Consider the following 17,601-nt stretch of genomic DNA (forward strand, 5'->3'; position numbering starts at 1 on the left):
AATGATTGAAGCCGATCGCCTGATTTCCGCCGAACCGATCAACGAAGAGGAGATCCTCGATCGCGCCATTCGTCCCAAGCTGCTGACTGAATACGTCGGCCAGCCGCACGTGCGCGAGCAGATGGAGATCTTCATTCAGGCGGCCAAGCAGCGCGGCGACGCGCTCGACCATTTATTGATCTTCGGCCCGCCGGGGCTGGGGAAAACCACCCTGGCCAACATCGTGGCCAACGAAATGGGCGTAAATTTGCGCACTACTTCCGGCCCGGTGCTGGAGAAGGCGGGCGATTTGGCGGCGATGCTGACCAACCTCGAACCGCACGACGTGTTGTTCATCGACGAAATTCACCGTTTGTCACCGGTGGTGGAAGAAGTATTGTATCCGGCGATGGAAGACTACCAGCTGGATATCATGATCGGCGAAGGGCCGGCGGCGCGTTCGATTAAGCTCGATCTGCCGCCGTTTACCTTGGTGGGCGCCACCACCCGCGCCGGTTCGCTGACCTCGCCGCTGCGCGATCGCTTCGGCATTGTCCAGCGGCTGGAGTTTTATCAGGTGGCGGATCTGCAGCACATCGTCTCGCGCAGCGCCGGGTGCCTGGGGCTGGAGCTGTCCGACGAGGGCGCCCATGAAGTGGCTCGCCGCGCGCGCGGCACGCCGCGTATCGCCAACCGCCTGTTGCGCCGGGTGCGCGATTTCGCTGAAGTGCGCGCCAACGGCGTGATCAGCGGTTCGGTGGCGGCGCAGGCGCTTGATATGCTCAACGTCGATGCCGAAGGCTTCGACTATATGGATCGCAAACTGCTGCTGGCGATTATCGACAAGTTTACCGGTGGCCCGGTCGGGTTGGATAATCTGGCGGCGGCGATCGGTGAAGAGCGCGAAACCATTGAAGACGTGATTGAACCGTTTCTGATCCAGCAGGGCTTTATCCAGCGCACGCCGCGCGGCCGTCTGGCGACGCAGCACGCCTACCGGCACTTTGGTCTCGAACGCGAAGAGTAAATTTTTAATCCGCCAATAAAAAAGGGCCGCAGATGCGGCCCTTGTCATATCCGGGCTTTAATCAAGCCTGTTGTTTTTTGAACAGGCTCAGCGTGAACAGCACGGCAGCGCAGAGCACCACCGAAGGGCCGGCCGGCGTATCGTAAAATGCCGAGAAGGCCAGGCCGCCGGTAACCGCCACCATGCCGAGCAGTACCGCGACACCCGCCATCTGCTCCGGCGTGCGCGCGAAACGGCGAGCGGTGGCCGCCGGAATGATCAGCAGCGAGGTGATGATCAGCGCGCCGACGAATTTCATCGCCAGGCCGATGGTCAACGCGGTGACCAGCATCAGCACGGTACGCGCCCGCGCCAAATTGACGCCGTCGACGTGCGCCAGCTCCGGGCTGATGGTCATCGACAGCAGATCGCGCCATTGCCACCACAGCACCAACAGCACCACGGCGACGCCGCCGGCGATCATCACGATGTCGCTCAGCGTGACCGAAAGCAGATCGCCGAACAGGTAGGCCATCAGATCGACCCGCACGTTGGACATCAGCGCCACCACCACCAGACCCAGCGACAGGGCGCTGTGGGCCAGAATGCCGAGCAGGGTATCTACCGAAAGCTGCGGGCGGCGTTCCAGCCACACCAGGGCCAGGGCCAGCAGCAACGTAATGGCGATCACCGCATAGAAAGGATTGATGTCCAGCAGCAGACCAAAGGCGACGCCGAGCAGCGAGGCGTGCGCCAGGGTGTCGCCGAAGTAGGACATGCGGCGCCAAACCACAAAGGAGCCCAGCGGCCCGGCGGCGCTAGCCAGCAACACCCCGGCCAGCCAGCCGGGAAGTAACAATTCGATCATGCTTCGTGGCTCCCGGTTTTCTTCAAGACAATTCTTCCCTGCAGGTCGTGGCGATGGTTGTGATGGTGGCGATACACCGCCAGCTGCTCTGCGCCGCGGTTGCCGAACATGGCGATGAATTCGGGATGCATCGAGACCACCTCCGGCGCGCCGGAGCAGCAGATATGCTGATTGAGGCACAACACCTCGTCGGTTTTCGCCATCACCAGATGCAGATCGTGCGAGACCATCAGTACGGCGCAGCCCAGCTCCTTGCGCAGCTGATCGATCAGGTCGTACAGCGCCAGTTGGCCGTTGACGTCCACCCCTTGCGTGGGTTCGTCCAGCACCAGCAGCTGCGGTTTATTCAGCAGCGCTCGCGCCAGCAGTACGCGTTGGTTCTCGCCGCCGGAGAGCTTTTGCATCGGCTGGTCGAGCAGGTGGGCGGCGTGCACGCGCTTGAGCGCCGGCAGAATGTCGGCTTTCTTTACGCCGGGTTTAAGACGCATAAAGCGGCTAACGGTCAGCGGCAGGGTGGCGTCGAGGTGGAGTTTTTGCGGCACGTAGCCGATGCGCAGGCCGGGCTCCCGCTCCAGCGTGCCGGCGGTTGGTTTGACCAATCCCAGCACCACGCGTACCAGTGTGGATTTGCCCGCGCCGTTCGGGCCAAGCAGCGTGAGAATACGGCCGGGCTGCAGGCTGAGGGAAATGTTCGACAGCACCTTGCGGCTGCCGAAGGCGACGGAGATATTTTTTAGCGTTATCAGTGTAGACATCTCGAGATTACAGGTTGCAGAACGAAGCGGATGTTATAATATCACGCCTTGTTGATGAAAACGATGGGATTACTGATGATGGCAAAGAAAAATAAATGGCTGCAGCGCACGCTGCTGGCCAGCGCACTGTTGATGGCCGGCCCGCTGAGCAGCGCTTCCGCTGCGGTGGTGACCTCGATTCGCCCCTTAGGCTTTATCGCTGCGGCCATCGCCGACGGCGTGACGCCGACCGAGGTGTTGCTGCCGGACGGCGCTTCGCCACACGATTTTGCGTTGCGCCCTTCCGATATCCAGCGCCTGCGTTCCGCTGACCTGGTGTTGTGGGTCGGGCCGGACATGGAAGCGTTCCTGACCAAGGCGCTGGTGCCGATCTCGGCGACGCGAAAGCTGGCTATCAGCGAACTGCCGGCGGTGAAGCCGCTGCTGATGAAAGGCGAAGAGGACGACGATCATGAACATGCAGGCGAAGCGCATAACCATGCCGATGACGATCATGGGCATCATCACGGCGAGTACAATATGCACGTTTGGCTGTCGCCGGAGATAGCAAAAGTGACCGCGATCGCGATTCACGACAGATTGTTGGAACTTATGCCGCAAAATAAGGACAAATTAGACGCAAACCTGCGCCAGTTCGAGAATCTGCTGACGCAAACTGACAAAAATGTTGGTAACATGCTTACGCCTGTGCAAGGTAAGGGTTATTTTGTTTTTCATGATGCTTACGGCTACTTTGAAAAACACTACGGTTTGAGTCCGCTGGGCCATTTCACCGTCAATCCCGAAATTCAGCCTGGAGCACAGCGCCTACACCAAATTCGAACACAGTTGGTTGAGCAGAAAGCGGTATGCGTTTTTGCTGAGCCACAATTCAGGCCGGCCGTAATCAATGCCGTCGCCAAGGGTACCAAAGTGCGTTCCGGAACGCTGGACCCGCTGGGCACCGGCATCGCGCTGGAGAAGGACAGCTACGGGAAATTCCTGACTCAGCTGTCAAACCAGTACGTGAGCTGCCTGAAGTAAAGCTTATGAGGATAATATCGAGTGCAGCAGATAGTCCGAACTATCGCTCTGGCGTATAACAACCTGCCACGGCCCCACCGCGTCATGCTGGGGTCGCTGACAGTCGTCACATTGGCCGTCGCTGTTTGGCGGCCTTTTGTTTACCACCCAGAACACAACCCCATCGCCAAGAGCGTCGAGTTAGAATCCAGCCAGATGCGGTCATTGCTCCCTGAAGCCAGTGAACCGATAGATGTCGACCAACCCACCCCCGATGACGAAATCCCGCAGGATGAGCTGGACCAGAAGGATGCCGGCGATGATGGCGTGCATGAATATGTGGTTTCCACCGGCGACACCCTTGGCAGCATTCTGACGCAGTACGGCATTGATATGTCGGATGTCACCTTGCTGGCTTCGCAAAACCGCGATCTGCGTAACCTGAAGATCGGCCAACAGTTGTCGTGGACCGTGAACGACGCAGGCGATTTGCAGCAGTTGACCTGGGAGGTTTCCCGCCGCGAAACTCGCACCTATGATCGCGTCGGCAACAGCTTCAAGGAGTCAAAAGAGGCGCAGCAGGGCGAATGGCGCAACAACGTGATCAGCGGCCGGGTCAACGGCAGCTTCGTCAGCAGCGCCGGCGACGCCGGGCTGAGCCGTAACGAAATCAACTCGGTGATCAAGGCGTTGCAGTGGCAGCTCGATTTCCGCAAGCTGCGCAAAGGCGATCAGTTCTCCGTGCTGATGTCGCGTGAGCATTTCGACGGCAAGAAATCGCAAAGCCAGCTGTTGGGCGTGCGTTTGCGCACCGGCGGCAAGGATTACTACGCGATCCGCGCCGAAGACGGCAAATTCTACGATCGCCAGGGCTCTGGCCTGGCGCGCGGCTTCATGCGTTTCCCGACCATGAAACAGTTCCGCATCTCCTCCAACTTCAACCCGCGCCGCGTGAACCCGGTGACCGGCCGCGTGGCGCCGCACAAGGGCGTCGATTTCGCCATGCCGGTCGGCACGCCGGTGCTGGCGGTCGGTGACGGTGAGGTGGTGATCGCCAAACGCAGCGGCGCAGCGGGTAACTATGTGGCGATCCGCCACGGTCGTCAGTACACCACGCGCTATATGCACCTGAAAAAACTGCTGGTGAAACCAGGCCAAAAGGTGAAACGCGGCGATCGCATTGCGCTCTCCGGCAACACCGGCCGTTCCACCGGGCCGCATCTGCACTTTGAACTGTGGACCGGCCAACAGGCGGTGAACCCGCTGACGGCTAAACTGCCGCGTTCCGAAGGGCTGGGCGGCAAAGACCGCAGCGATTATCTGGCGCAGGTGAAGGAAGTGGTTCCTCAGCTGCAGTTGGATTAACGCCCCCTTTTTCCGGCGCTTCGGCGCCGTTAATTTCATCGGCCTGATTGCGGGCCGATGCTGTTTTATCTGGGCGGTTCGCGGTTGTTAATTGCAAAATCGGTGCTGGCAATTATGATTAGCCGAATCGCTAAGCCAAGAGCATGTGCATGCAAAACGAGAAGAAATCGAACGTAGAGTTCATTCCGCAGTTTCAAAAAGCCTTTTTATATCCGCGCTACTGGGGCGTGTGGTTGGGAACCGGTCTGATGGCCGGCATTTCGCTGGTGCCTGCGCGCCTGCGCGATCCGGTGCTGGGTGCGGTCGGCAAACTGGCCGGCAAGTTGGCGAAGGGCGCGCGCCGTCGTGCCCGCATCAACCTGCTGTATTGCTTGCCTGAGTTGCCTGAAAGCGAACGCGAGCACATTATCGACCAGATGTTCGCCTGCGCGCCGCAGTCGATGGTGCTGATGGCTGAGCTGGCCTGCACCAAACCGGAAAAAGTGCTCAAGCGCGTGCGTTGGCACGGCGAAGAGGTGTTGGACAAGATCCGCGCGGAAGGGCGTAACGTGATTTTCCTGGTGCCACATGGCTGGGCGGTGGATGTGCCGGCGATGTTGATGGCCGCGCGCGGTCAACCGATGGCGGCGATGTTCCACAATCAGCGCAATCAGCTGATCGACTACCTGTGGAACGCCGTGCGTCGTAAATTCGGCGGCCGCATGCACGCGCGCAATGACGGCATCAAACCGTTTATCAGTTCGGTTCGCCAGGGATATTGGGGTTATTATCTGCCCGATCAGGATCACGGCGCTGAGCACAGTGAGTTTGTCGACTTCTTCGCCACCTATAAGGCGACGTTGCCGGCGGTCGGGCGGTTGATGAAGGTATGCCGTGCGGCGATCGTGCCGTTGTTCCCGGTGTACGACGGCAAAACCAGCATGCTGGATATCTATATTCGCGAGCCGATGGACGATCTGGCCGAAGCGGACGATCCGCGCATTGCCCGCCGTATGAATGAAGAAGTGGAAAACCTGGTGGGCCCGAACCCGGAGCAGTACACCTGGATCCTCAAACTGTTGAAGACGCGCAAAGAAGGGGAGATTGAGCCTTACTCGCGCGACGATCTGTATCGTTAATCCTTTCTACCGCTAACGCCGGCAGGGCCACAACCCGGCCGGCGTCTCTTCAGATGTGCACCCTACAGCCGCGAGCCCGCAGGATGTCGACGATTTTAGGCGTGTGGGTGAAATCATTCCAGCGCAGATCAAGCTTGCGCAGCCGGCTCAGTTCACCGAGGCTTTCCGGCAGATTGCTCAGGCGGTTGGCGCGCAGATCCAGGCTTCTCAGCGCCGTGAGCTCACCGATATTTTCCGGCAGGCGCGTCAGCTGATTAAAACGCAGGTTCAGCTCGCTCAATCGCGGCAGGCGGCAGAAGGATGCCGGCAGTTCGGTGATGGCATTGTTGGCCGCATCGAGTATCTCAAGCTCGCCGAGCAGAGCCATTTCCGCCGGCAGCGCGGTCAGGGCATTTTTCATGATATGCAACTCGCGCAGCGCGCGCAGCTGCCCGATTTCGCCGGGCAGGTTGCCGATGCGATTGTTGTATAAACGCAGCTCCTGCAATGCCGCCAGACTCGGTATTGCCTGCGGCAAGGCGGTCAGTTGGTTATCGGTCGCGTTGAGGTAAACCAACTGCTGCAGTTGCGCCAGCGCACGCGGCAGGTCGCTAAAGCCGTTATCGCTCAGGTAGAGGTATTTCAGCCGGTGCAGTTGCCCCAATGTTTCAGGCAGTTCGCTTGCGCGGTTGTGACCGAAGTCGAACATCTCAAGCTGTTGCAACTGACCAATCTCCGGCGGCAGGCGGTCGAGCTGATTGCAGGAGATGTTCAGCACCTGCAGGTTGCGGTGTTGCAAGATGGAGGCGGGGAAGGCCGTCAGCAGATTGTCGTACAGGCTGATTTTGCGCAGCGCGTGGCCGGTTAGCTGCGATTCGTCGAGCTGCGTCAGACCGCGCCCATCGAGATCGAGCGCATCACCGGTCGAGGCTGGATTGCGTTGGTGGAGCATGGCGTTCTCCGTCGTTTATGGCGGTGTCAGGGCAAAAAAAATGCCGGCCAACGTGAGCCGGCCGGCATGTCGTCTGCGGCGTGGATTACTCGACGCGCAGGATACGGCTGGTATTGGTGGTGCCGACGGTTTCCATCACGTCGCCCTGGGTGACGATCACCAGATCGCCGGAGACCAGGAAGCCTTTGTCGCGCAGGCGATTGACGGCTTCATTGGCGGCGATCACGCCGTCTTTGTGGCTGTCGAAATAAACCGGCGTCACGCCGCGATACAGCGCGGTCAGGTTCAGCGTGTGCTCATGACGCGACATGGCGAAGATCGGCAGGCCGGAGCTGATGCGCGACATCATCAGCGCAGTGCGGCCGGATTCGGTCATGGCGATCAGCGCGGTGACGCCTTTCAGGTGGTTGGCGGCATACATCGAAGACATGGCGATCGCCTCTTCGATGTTGTCGAACTGTACGTCCAGGCGGTGTTTGGAAACGTTGATGCTCGGGATCTTCTCGGCACCCAGACAAACGCGCGCCATCGCCGCCACGGTTTCCGCCGGGTATTGGCCAGCGGCGGTTTCCGCCGACAGCATGACAGCGTCGGTGCCATCCAGCACGGCGTTGGCCACGTCCATGACTTCGGCGCGGGTCGGCATCGGGTTGGTGATCATCGACTCCATCATCTGGGTCGCGGTGATCACCGCGCGGTTCAGGGTGCGGGCGCGGCGGATCAGTTTCTTCTGGATGCCGACCAGTTCCGGATCGCCGATTTCGACGCCCAGGTCGCCACGGGCCACCATCACCACGTCGGAGGCCAGAATAATGTCGTCCATCGCTTCGTCGGTGCACACCGCTTCGGCGCGCTCAACCTTGGACACGATCTTGGCGTTGCAGCCGGCATCGCGCGCCAGGCGGCGGGCATAGTTCAGGTCTTCACCGGTACGCGGGAAGGAGACCGCCAGGTAGTCGACGCCAATCTTGGCGGCGGTCACGATGTCCGCCTTGTCTTTTTCGGTCAGGGCTTCGGCCGACAGGCCACCGCCGAGTTTGTTGATGCCCTTGTTGTTGGACAGCGGGCCGCCGACGGTCACTTCGGTAAACACTTTCATGCCCTGAACTTCGAGCACTTTCAGCTGAACGCGGCCGTCATCGAGCAGCAGGACGTCGCCCGGCACCACATCGGCTGGCAGGCCTTTATAGTCGATACCGACTTTTTCTTTATCGCCTTCGCCTTTTGACAGGTTGGCGTCCAGCAGGAATTTATCGCCCACGTTGAGGAAGATTTTGCCTTCCTTGAAGGTGGATACGCGAATTTTCGGCCCTTGCAGATCGCCGAGGATAGCGACGTGACGCCCCAGCTTGGCAGCAATTTCGCGTACTTTGTCAGCGCGAGCCTGGTGATCTTCCGGGCTGCCGTGGGAGAAGTTAAGCCGAACTACGTTGGCGCCGGCGGCAATGATCTTTTCCAGATTATTGTCGCGGTCTGTAGCCGGACCCAGGGTGGTAACGATTTTGGTTCTTCTGAGCCGTCTGGACATGTATTACTCCGTTGACTGGTGAAGCAAATATTGGTGTTGCGATAACGTCGGATAACGAAACCAGGCGTGAAATGTAATTTTACAACACTGATATTTCACCCGGGTTACCCGTATGAGCATGTTAACAGGGTACCGCCTCTGATGCCGTCATTCAAATGTCTGTTGAACGGCGATTTTTTCTTCGTCGGGTCACGAATCAAAACTGTTGGGAATGACCACGCCTTTATCAAAGCGCGATTCTTTGAGCGCTTCTTTGACCCGCTTCAAGTTATCTCTGAATTTAGCCCCTCGGCGCAAGGTAAATCCGGTGGCGAGCACGTCAATGAGCGTTAATTGCGCGATCCGCGACACCATCGGCATGTAAACGTCGGTGTCTTCGGGCACGTCGAGCAGCAGGGCCAGGGTCGCCGCCTGGGCGAGCGGGGTGTCGCGCGAGGTGATAGCCAGTACCGTGGCGTCGTTCTCCCGCGCCAGGTGGGCCATCTCCACCAGATTCTTGGTGCGGCCGGTGTGTGAGATCAGCACCACCACGTCGCCTTCGCTGGAGTTCATGCAGCTCATGCGCTGCATGACGATGTCATCAAAGTAGACCACCGGAATGTTGAAGCGGAAAAATTTGTTCATCGCATCGTGCGCCACCGCCGCGGAGGCACCCAGCCCGAAGAAAGAGATCTTTTTTGCCTGGGTGAGCAGGTCAACCGCACGATTGATTGCGGCAATATCCAAATTTGCCTTTACTGTATCGAGGCTGGCCATTACCGATTCGAAGATCTTGCTGGTATAGGAATCGACGCTGTCATCTTCCTCAACGTTACGGTTTACGTAGGGCGTGCCGTTAGCCAGGCTTTGGGCGAGATGCAGTTTGAAGTCGGGAAAGCCTTTGGTATCAAGGCGGCGGCAAAAACGGTTGACGGTAGGTTCGCTGACGTCGGCCATGCGCGCCAGCGTGGCGATGCTGGAGTGAATGGCGGTCTGCGGGGAGGCCAGGATCACCTCGGCGACTTTCCTTTCAGATTTGCTCAGGCGTTCCAGATGGCTCTGGATTTTGTCCAGCGTATTCATATAACGAGAGTCACTCATGGTTTTATCCCTGTGGCTTTCAAGCAACAGCGTCGAATTTCGCCCGTGTTCGCCGTGCGAGCAGACGCCAAACGAGCGGCTGTAACCTGGAATCGATAGGGTATGTCGATTTCAAACAAAGGAGAAATCAATGCCGGTTTAGTGAAAATATACTACGTGCTGGTAACCGTTGGCAGTCTCGACAGGGTGTATGCAGGCTTTTTTCACCAGAATATGACCTGTGTCTAACTTTCATAATGGTAACAGAGCGTCAAAAAAGACGAAAAGTTACAGTTTTGCCCACCTGCAACGGCTCTGCCGCGCAGTGGCGCTTACCACTGGAATTTTTGGGGCTTTTTTTCTGCTTTTGCACCGGGTTTGCTGGCCGTAGTCAAACAGAGTACATTAGTAATGTAAGAAAATTACAAATATCCTGCAACGAGGAGATGAACATGGCGGTAACCTCTACAGCCCAGGCGTGTGACCTGGTTATTTTCGGCGCGAAAGGTGATTTGGCGCGCCGTAAGCTGCTGCCTTCCCTGTACCAGTTAGAGAAAGCCGGACACATCCACCCGGATACGCGGATCATCGGCGTCGGCCGCGCGGAGTGGGATAAACAAGCCTATACCGAAGTGGTCAAGGAAGCGCTTGGCACCTTCATGAAGGAAAAACTGGATGACGAACTCTGGGCCACGCTAAGCGCGCGCCTGGACTTCTGCAACCTGGACGTCAACGACAGCAAGAACTTTACCAAATTGGGTAAAATGCTGGATCAGAAGCACCGCACCACCATCAACTACTTTGCCATGCCGCCAAGCACCTTTGGCGCCATCTGCAAAGGGCTGGGCGAAGCCAAGCTGAACCATGAGCCGGCGCGCGTGGTGATGGAGAAACCGCTGGGCACCGATTTGGCGTCCTCACGCGTGATCAACGATCAGGTGGCGGAGTACTTCAACGAATCCCAGGTTTACCGTATCGACCACTATCTCGGCAAAGAGACAGTGCTGAACCTGTTGGCGCTGCGTTTCGCCAACTCGCTTTTCGCCTCCAACTGGGATAACCGCACCATCGATTCGGTGCAGATCACCGTAGCGGAAGAGGTGGGCATCGAAGGGCGTTGGGGTTACTTCGACCAGGCCGGCCAGATGCGCGACATGATCCAGAACCACCTGCTGCAGATCCTGACCATGATCGCCATGTCGCCGCCGGCGGATCTGACCACCGACCGCATCCGCGACGAGAAGGTGAAGGTGCTGCGCTCGCTGCGCCGCATCGATCAGACCAATGTCCGGGAAACCACCGTGCGTGGTCAGTACACCGCCGGCTTCGTCCAGGGCAAGAAAGTGCCGGGTTATCTGGAAGAGGAAGGGGCGAACAAGAGCAGCAGCACCGAAACCTTCGTCTCTATCCGCGTGGATATCGACAACTGGCAGTGGGCCGGCGTGCCGTTCTACCTGCGTACCGGTAAACGTCTGCCGACCAAATGTTCGGAAGTGGTGGTGTACTTCAAAAACCCGCCGCTTAACCTGTTCAGCGATTCTTACCAGCAGTTGCCGCAGAACAAGCTGACCATCCGCCTGCAGCCGGACGAAGGCATCGAAATTCAGGTGCTGAACAAGGTGCCGGGGCTGGATCACAAGCACCGTCTGCAGACCACCAAGCTGGACCTGAGCTTCTCGGAAACCTTTAACCAGGAGCACGTGGCGGACGCCTACGAGCGCCTGCTGCTGGAGACCATGCGCGGCATTCAGGCGCTGTTCGTGCGCCGCGATGAAGTGGAAGAAGCCTGGAAGTGGGTCGACTCCATCATGGACGCATGGAAAGCCGACAACGAGGCGCCTAAGCCTTACCAGGCGGGCACCTGGGGACCGGTGGCCTCGGTGGCGATGATCACCCGCGACGGCCGCTCCTGGAACGAGTTCGAATAATGCGTAATGCCGGCAGCCTGTCTGCCGGCTTTTTTTTGCCTGCGATCTGCGCGTGGGCCTCATCACTTACGGTACGGCCGGACGTTCGCGCATTTGTGCGGAGCCCTGTGGCAGGGGCGTGCCATTGTTAACCGCGAGTAATGGAGAAATAACGATGAAAAACTGGAAAACCAGCGCCGAGCAGATCCTGACGGCGGGGCCGGTGGTGCCTGTTATCGTGATCAACAAGCTGGAGCAGGCGGTGCCGTTGGCGAAAGCGTTGGTTGCCGGCGGCGTGCGGGTATTGGAGGTGACGCTGCGCACCGCCTGCGGGCTGGAGTCTATCCGCGCTATCGCCGAAGAGGTGCCGGAGGCGATCATCGGTGCCGGTACGGTGATCAACCCGCAGCAGCTGCGGCAGGTGACCGAAGCCGGGGCGCAGTTCGCCATCAGCCCAGGGCTGACCGAGGCCTTGCTGCAGGCGGCGACGGCGGGACCCATCCCGCTGATCCCGGGCATCAGCACCGTGTCTGAACTGATGCAGGGCATGGATCACGGTCTGCGGGAATTCAAATTCTTCCCGGCGGAAGCCAACGGCGGCGTGAAGGCGCTGCAGGCGATCGGCGGCCCGTTCCCGCAGGTGCGTTTTTGCCCGACCGGCGGCATTACGCCAAACAATTACCGCGATTATCTGGCGCTGAAAAGCGTGCTTTGCATCGGCGGTTCCTGGCTGGTGCCGGCGGACGCGCTCGAAAAAGGCGACTATGCGCGCATCACTGAACTGGCGCGCAGCGCCGTCAGCGGCGCCGCGTTGTAACCCGCGCCAGGCCTGGGGTTGGCGCTTATTTGCTCACCCGCGGGTATCGCAAGGCTCAACGCTCCGTTGAGCCTTTTTTAATTTTTATCTCGATTAACTTTCTTATTTTTAACCCGTTTTTTTCTGCTTTTTGATGAAAACGGCAGTTTGCTTTCTTATTTTGGCTGTGGTAAAAATATCTCAGTTGAAAATTTTACTTTTATGAGGATATTGGGCAAATCGCACGGTGTGCGGCTGATAATAGAGAACTATTATGATGACTATTAACGGAACTACCCTCAGAACCTCTACGTGCCAACTCTTCCTGTCTGCGATCCTTGCCAGTGAGCATCACTGGTGCAGCGAGCTATAGCGTCTTTCTCCCTTAACCGGTGCGGGTAGCGGGCTTACGCCTTCGCTCTACCGTTCAGCCGGGCAAACATTCTTTTTGCGTTTGGGTCAGTTTATCCCCAGGGATCTCTGCGTCTTGCGCGCCGTACTGCGGCCGTTCGACGAGATAAATCGGGATAAATATGCCTTGGCGCGCGTTATTCGCCGTTTGGGAGAAAAATTATGATTTATTGGATCTTTTTAGGTTTGGCCATCATGACCGAAATCATCGGCACCTTGTCGATGAAATACGCCAGCGTCAATGGCGGCATGATCGGGCATATCGTGATGTACGTGATGATCACCGCGTCTTATGTGTTGCTGTCAGTAGCGGTAAAACGCGTGGCGTTGGGCGTGGCCTATGCGCTGTGGGAAGGTATCGGCATTCTGTTCATTACCCTGTTCAGCGTGCTGTGGTTCGACGAGCCCATTTCCGCGCTGAAGGTACTGGGTCTGGCTACGCTGATCGCCGGTATCATGCTGGTGAAATCCGGTACCCGCAAAGAGCGAAAACAGGTCAGCCCGCGAGGTGACAACCATGCAACAGTTTGAGTTGTACCACATTGGGTTCCTGGGATTGGCCATCGTGCTGGAAATCATCGCCAATATCTTCCTGAAGATGTCGGACGGTTTCCGTAAAATTTGGCTGGGATTGCTGTCGCTGCTGTCGGTACTCGGTGCGTTCAGCGCCCTGGCGCAAGCGGTGAAGGGCATCGATCTGTCGATCGCTTATGCGTTGTGGGGCGGTTTCGGTATCGCCGCCACTATCGCTGCGGGCTGGATCATGTTCGGCCAGCGGTTAAACGCCAAAGGCTGGATCGGCCTGGCGCTGTTGCTGGCGGGGATGGTGATCCTTAAACTGTCCTGATAGCGGGCAATAAAAAACCGCAGGCGTTGCCGTCTGCGGTTTTTTTTCGTCTGCGCTCAGGCTTACAGCGCGGCGATGATTTTGATTTCCACTTTATATTTCGGATTCATCAGCTGCGCCTGCACGGTGCAACGTACCGGCGCGCTGCCGGCAACGACCCAGGCGTCCCAGGCGGCGTTCATCGCGGCGAAGTCGGCGGTATTGGCCAGGAAGATGGTGGCGTCCAAAATGCGGCTTTTATCCGAGCCTACGCGCGCCAGCAGCACGTCGATGGCTGCAAGGGCGTTGGCGGTCTGCGCGGTCGCGTCATCATCCAGGTTCTCCGGCACGCTGGTATAGTAAACGGTCTCGTTGTGCACCACGGCTTCGGACCAGCGCTGATCGGGATCAATTCTTTCGATATTCATTTGCTTATCTCCATATCATAGTCCCGCTAAGGGTAGCACAGCCGGTGATGAAAAAGCGCGGCGATAAAGTGGGTGGTAGCCGGGCGGCAGGCTTGGCATAATCACCGCTGAATGACACCGGCAGAGAGACAGCGTGACAGACGATTTTGCAACAGACGGCGCATTGGCGCAGGCTATCAAGGGATTCAAACCGCGTGAGCCGCAGCGGCAGATGGCGCAGGCCGTCACCGAGGCGATCAATTTCAAGCAGGAGCTGGTGGTGGAGGCCGGCACCGGCACCGGCAAAACCTTCGCTTATCTGGCGCCGGCGCTGCGCGCCGATCGCAAAGTGATCATCTCCACCGGTTCGAAAGCGTTGCAGGATCAGCTGTATGCGCGCGATCTGCCCACCGTCGCCAAGGCGCTGAAGTACAAAGGCAAGCTGGCGCTGCTGAAGGGGCGCTCCAACTACCTGTGCCTGGAGCGGCTGGAGCAACAGTCGATGGCCGGCGGGGAGCTGGCGGGGCAGACGCTGATCGATTTGGTGCAGCTGCGCAAGTGGTCGTCGCAGACCAAAGAAGGCGACATCAGCACCTGCAGCGAAGTGGCGGAAGACAGTTTCGTCTGGCCATTGGTGACCAGCACCAATGATAACTGTCTCGGCAGCGACTGCCCGCTGTATCAGGATTGCTTCGTGGTCAAAGCGCGCCGCCGCGCGATGGATGCGGATGTGGTGGTGGTGAACCATCACCTGTTCCTGGCGGATATGGTGGTGAAAGAGGGCGGTTTCGCCGAGCTGATCCCGGAAGCCGAGGTGATGATTTTTGATGAGGCGCACCAAATCCCCGACATCGCCAGCCAGTATTTCGGCCAGCAGCTCACCAGCCGCCAATTGTTGGATCTGGCGAAGGACATCACCATCGCCTACCGCACCGAGGTGCGCGATGCCGCCCAACTGCAAAAAAGCGCCGACCGTCTCAGCCTGAGCACGCAAGATTTTCGCCTTAATCTGGGAGAGCCGGGTTTTCGCGGCAATCTGCGCGATGTGCTCGGGGAACCGAACGTGCAGCGCGCTTTATTGCTGCTCGATGACGCGCTGGAGCTGTGTTACGACGTGATGAAGCTGTCGCTGGGGCGTTCGGCGCTGCTGGACGCCGCCTTTGAGCGCGCCACGCTGTACCGCGCGCGTCTCAAACGCCTCAAGGCGGTGACGGAGCCGGGCTACAGCTATTGGTATGAGTGCAATTCGCGCCACTTCGTGTTGGCGCTGACGCCGTTGACGGTGGCCGACCGGTTCCGCGAAATGCTGGACGAGAAGCCGGGCAGCTGGATCTTTACCTCGGCCACGCTGTCGGTCAACGATCAGCTGGGCCACTTCACCGAACGCTTGGGACTGACCAAGGCCAAAACGCTGCTGCTGCCGAGCCCGTTCGACTATGCCAAACAGGCGTTGCTGTGCGTGCCGCGCTTTTTGCCTTCGCCGAATCAGCCTGGCGGGGCGCGCCAGCTGGCGCGCATGCTGCGGCCATTAATCGAAGCCAACAACGGCCGCTGCTTCTTCTTGTGCACCTCGCACCAGATGATGCGTGAGCTGGCGGAAGAGTTTCGCGCCACGATGACGCTGCCGGTGCTGTTGCAGGGTGAAACCAGTAAAGGCCAGCTGTTGGCGCAGTTTGTCGCCGCCGGTAACGCGCTGCTGGTGGCGACCAGCAGCTTCTGGGAAGGGGTGGACGTGCGCGGCGATGCGCTGTCCTGCGTCATCATCGATAAACTGCCGTTCACGTCACCGGACGATCCGCTGCTGAAGGCGCGTATTGAAGATTGCCGCCTGCGTGGCGGCGATCCGTTCAATGATGTGCAGTTGCCGGATGCGGTCATCACCCTGAAACAGGGCGTCGGCCGTTTGATCCGCGACACCGACGATCGCGGCGTGCTGGTGATCTGCGATAACCGTCTGGTGATGCGCCCTTACGGCGAGGTGTTCCTCAATAGCCTGCCGCCCACGCCGCGCACCCGCGATCTGAAGCAGGCAATCGCCTTCCTGCAGGCCGCCGACACGTCGGCCACGTGAAAGATGAAGGGCTTACGGGGCTGTGCTACAATGCGCGCCCTGTATGAAAAACCCAGTTTTATTCCCGCCAGAGGTTGGCATGTCCACGCGAATTTTAGCGATCGATACCGCGACGGAAGCCTGTTCCGTCGCCGTCTGGAATCAAGGCGAAATCCACGCCCTGTTTGAGCTGTGCCCACGCGAGCATACGCAACGTATTTTACCTATGGTGCAGCAGGTGCTGGCGGAATCTGGCCTGGCGCTCAACCAGCTCGATGCGCTGGCCTTCGGCCGCGGCCCCGGCAGTTTTACCGGGGTGCGCATCGGCATCGGCATCGCTCAGGGCCTGGCGCTGGGCGCCGATCTGCCGATGATTGGCGTCTCCACGCTGCAAACCATGGCGCAGGGCGCCTGGCGCGTCAGCGGCGCGGAGCGTGTGCTGGCGGCGATCGATGCGCGCATGGGTGAAGTTTACTGGGGGCAGTTCGAACGCCAGGCGGACGGCCGCTGGTTGGAAAACGAAGGCGAGGCCGTGCTGTCGCCGGCGCAGGCGCTGGAGCGTGCGCAGCGCCTGCAGGGCGAATGGGCCCACGTCGGCACCGGCTGGCAAACCTACCCCGATCTGGTCAACGGTTCCACGCTGAGCGTGCGCGATGGCCAGATGCTGTTGCCGCAGGCGCAAGACATGCTGCCGCTGGCGCTGCAGGCCTGGCAAGAAGGGCTGGCGGTAGCGGTGGAAAACGCCGAGCCGACCTATCTGCGCAATGAAGTGACCTGGAAAAAACTGCCGGGCCGCGAGTAATCGCGGCGTTATTGTGCTGATGTTGATGCCGGGCGATGAAGGCCTGCAACTTGAACGCTGAAACGCGGTCAAAGTTACAGGCATTTCAGGAGATTGCGACCATGTTAATCCGCACTGCAAGTAAAAAGCTGTCGCTGCTGGCCGTCGCCTGCGGCGCGCTGGTTCTGACCGGGTGCGTCACCGTACCGGATGCGATCAAAGGCTCCAGCCCTTCGCCGGTGACTCAGCTTTCCTCGGTACAAAATGCACCGAACCTGTTTACCGGCGCGGAAGCCCGCTTCGGCGGCACCGTGGTGAACGTCGCCAACGAACAAGGGCGCACGCTGCTGGAGATCGCGGCGGTGCCGCTCGACAGCGGTGCACGGCCGATACTGGGTGAACCGTCGAACGGCCGCTTGCTGGCCACGGTGAACGGCTTCCTCGAACCGGTCGATTTCAAAGGCCAGCTGGTGACCGTCGTCGGCCCTATCACCGGCCTGAAAGAGGGACGGATCGGCATGACGCCATATCGCTTCGTAACGATGAACGTGACAGGTTTCAAGCGCTGGCATCTGGTACAGCAGGTGGTGATGCCGCCGGCGCCGATGGGCCCTTGGGGCTGGCGCGGAGGTCCGTGGGGACCCGGTTGGGGCGCAGGCTATGGCTGGTACAACCCTGGCCCGGCACAGGTGCAAACCATCGTAACCGAGTAGCATACGCTTGATGTGAACACATTTGACAGGGCGGCTCAGGCCGCCCTTTTGTTTTTTGGGATAAGGAATATCCGACAATTAGTGACGTACATCGCAACC

17 protein-coding genes are annotated in these 17,601 nt (G+C 59.1%); 11 read left to right on the forward strand and 6 right to left on the reverse strand.

Annotation, left to right across the window (positions count from 1 at the left end; translation table 11 throughout):
• Nucleotide 1 precedes the first annotated feature (1 nt).
• A complete protein-coding gene (gene ruvB / locus AC2CGI_RS05330) occupies nt 2–1,006 on the forward strand; it encodes a Holliday junction branch migration DNA helicase RuvB (RefSeq protein ID WP_004932364.1) in 1,005 nt (334 codons plus the stop codon).
• A 61-nt stretch (nt 1,007–1,067) separates the two neighbouring features.
• On the opposite strand, the gene znuB is transcribed toward ruvB, so the two are convergent.
• Together znuB and znuC are read right to left on the reverse strand one after the other, a co-directional pair.
• The gene (gene znuB / locus AC2CGI_RS05335) at nt 1,068–1,853 is read right to left on the reverse strand and encodes a zinc ABC transporter permease subunit ZnuB (protein ID WP_015378131.1); all 786 of its coding nucleotides are present in this window, start codon (nt 1,851–1,853) and stop codon (nt 1,068–1,070) included.
• Nucleotides 1,850–2,608 carry a zinc ABC transporter ATP-binding protein ZnuC gene (znuC, locus tag AC2CGI_RS05340; protein WP_021503875.1) on the reverse strand — a complete coding sequence of 253 codons (759 nt, stop codon included), beginning with the start codon at nt 2,606–2,608 and terminating at the stop codon, nt 1,850–1,852. Before znuC ends, znuB begins: the two co-directional genes overlap by 4 nt.
• Nucleotides 2,609–2,686: 78 nt before the next feature.
• On the opposite strand from znuC, the gene znuA reads away from it, so the two are divergent.
• The 3 genes from znuA (at nt 2,687) to lpxM (ending at nt 6,093) form a co-directional block, all read left to right on the forward strand.
• A complete protein-coding gene (gene znuA / locus AC2CGI_RS05345) occupies nt 2,687–3,631 on the forward strand; it encodes a zinc ABC transporter substrate-binding protein ZnuA (RefSeq protein ID WP_041922343.1) in 945 nt (314 codons plus the stop codon).
• Between the two features lie 21 nt (nt 3,632–3,652).
• A complete protein-coding gene (gene mepM, locus AC2CGI_RS05350; RefSeq protein WP_004932347.1) occupies nt 3,653–4,975 on the forward strand; it encodes a murein DD-endopeptidase MepM in 1,323 nt (440 codons plus the stop codon).
• A 149-nt stretch (nt 4,976–5,124) separates the two neighbouring features.
• Nucleotides 5,125–6,093: a lauroyl-Kdo(2)-lipid IV(A) myristoyltransferase gene (lpxM, locus tag AC2CGI_RS05355; protein WP_015378127.1), complete on the forward strand. Its 969-nt coding sequence runs from the start codon at nt 5,125–5,127 to the stop codon at nt 6,091–6,093.
• A 49-nt stretch (nt 6,094–6,142) separates the two neighbouring features.
• Here lpxM and AC2CGI_RS05360 read toward each other — a convergent pair whose 3' ends face one another.
• The 3 genes from AC2CGI_RS05360 to AC2CGI_RS05370 form a co-directional block, all read right to left on the reverse strand.
• Nucleotides 6,143–7,024 (reverse strand): leucine-rich repeat domain-containing protein, encoded by an 882-nt coding sequence (locus tag AC2CGI_RS05360; protein WP_015378126.1) that lies wholly within the window; start codon nt 7,022–7,024, stop codon nt 6,143–6,145.
• An 85-nt stretch (nt 7,025–7,109) separates the two neighbouring features.
• The gene (gene pyk, locus AC2CGI_RS05365) at nt 7,110–8,552 is read right to left on the reverse strand and encodes a pyruvate kinase (protein ID WP_004932339.1); all 1,443 of its coding nucleotides are present in this window, start codon (nt 8,550–8,552) and stop codon (nt 7,110–7,112) included.
• 189 nt (nt 8,553–8,741) lie between these two features.
• Nucleotides 8,742–9,614, reverse strand: coding sequence for a MurR/RpiR family transcriptional regulator (locus tag AC2CGI_RS05370; protein ID WP_021503871.1), 873 nt, complete (start codon nt 9,612–9,614; stop codon nt 8,742–8,744).
• Between the two features lie 449 nt (nt 9,615–10,063).
• On the opposite strand from AC2CGI_RS05370, the gene zwf reads away from it, so the two are divergent.
• The 4 genes from zwf (at nt 10,064) to mdtI (ending at nt 13,572) form a co-directional block, all read left to right on the forward strand.
• On the forward strand, nt 10,064–11,539 hold the full coding sequence (gene zwf / locus AC2CGI_RS05375) for a glucose-6-phosphate dehydrogenase (protein ID WP_004932333.1): 1,476 nt from the start codon (nt 10,064–10,066) through the stop codon (nt 11,537–11,539).
• A 154-nt stretch (nt 11,540–11,693) separates the two neighbouring features.
• Nucleotides 11,694–12,335: a bifunctional 4-hydroxy-2-oxoglutarate aldolase/2-dehydro-3-deoxy-phosphogluconate aldolase gene (locus tag AC2CGI_RS05380; protein WP_004932329.1), complete on the forward strand. Its 642-nt coding sequence runs from the start codon at nt 11,694–11,696 to the stop codon at nt 12,333–12,335.
• Nucleotides 12,336–12,887: 552 nt separating this feature from the next.
• Nucleotides 12,888–13,256 (forward strand): multidrug/spermidine efflux SMR transporter subunit MdtJ, encoded by a 369-nt coding sequence (gene mdtJ, locus AC2CGI_RS05385; protein WP_004932327.1) that lies wholly within the window; start codon nt 12,888–12,890, stop codon nt 13,254–13,256.
• Complete coding sequence (mdtI, locus tag AC2CGI_RS05390; RefSeq protein ID WP_004932324.1) at nt 13,243–13,572, forward strand: multidrug/spermidine efflux SMR transporter subunit MdtI; 330 nt, start codon at nt 13,243–13,245, stop codon at nt 13,570–13,572. The genes mdtJ and mdtI overlap by 14 nt, the downstream gene beginning before the upstream one ends.
• A gap of 62 nt (nt 13,573–13,634) precedes the next feature.
• Here the strand turns inward: mdtI and AC2CGI_RS05395 are convergent, their stop codons facing one another.
• Nucleotides 13,635–13,979 (reverse strand): RidA family protein, encoded by a 345-nt coding sequence (locus AC2CGI_RS05395; protein WP_015378124.1) that lies wholly within the window; start codon nt 13,977–13,979, stop codon nt 13,635–13,637.
• Nucleotides 13,980–14,112: 133 nt separating this feature from the next.
• Here AC2CGI_RS05395 and yoaA point away from each other — a divergent pair, with 133 nt between their 5' ends.
• The 3 genes from yoaA (at nt 14,113) to AC2CGI_RS05410 (ending at nt 17,502) form a co-directional block, all read left to right on the forward strand.
• Complete coding sequence (gene yoaA / locus AC2CGI_RS05400; RefSeq protein ID WP_004932318.1) at nt 14,113–16,029, forward strand: DNA repair helicase YoaA; 1,917 nt, start codon at nt 14,113–14,115, stop codon at nt 16,027–16,029.
• A gap of 79 nt (nt 16,030–16,108) precedes the next feature.
• Nucleotides 16,109–16,810, forward strand: coding sequence for a tRNA (adenosine(37)-N6)-threonylcarbamoyltransferase complex dimerization subunit type 1 TsaB (gene tsaB, locus AC2CGI_RS05405; protein ID WP_015378123.1), 702 nt, complete (start codon nt 16,109–16,111; stop codon nt 16,808–16,810).
• 101 nt (nt 16,811–16,911) lie between these two features.
• A complete protein-coding gene (locus AC2CGI_RS05410; RefSeq protein ID WP_021503867.1) occupies nt 16,912–17,502 on the forward strand; it encodes a Slp family lipoprotein in 591 nt (196 codons plus the stop codon).
• Nucleotides 17,503–17,601 lie beyond the last annotated feature (99 nt).

The sequence above is a fragment of the Serratia sp. LSHTC3 genome (assembly GCF_057197125.1).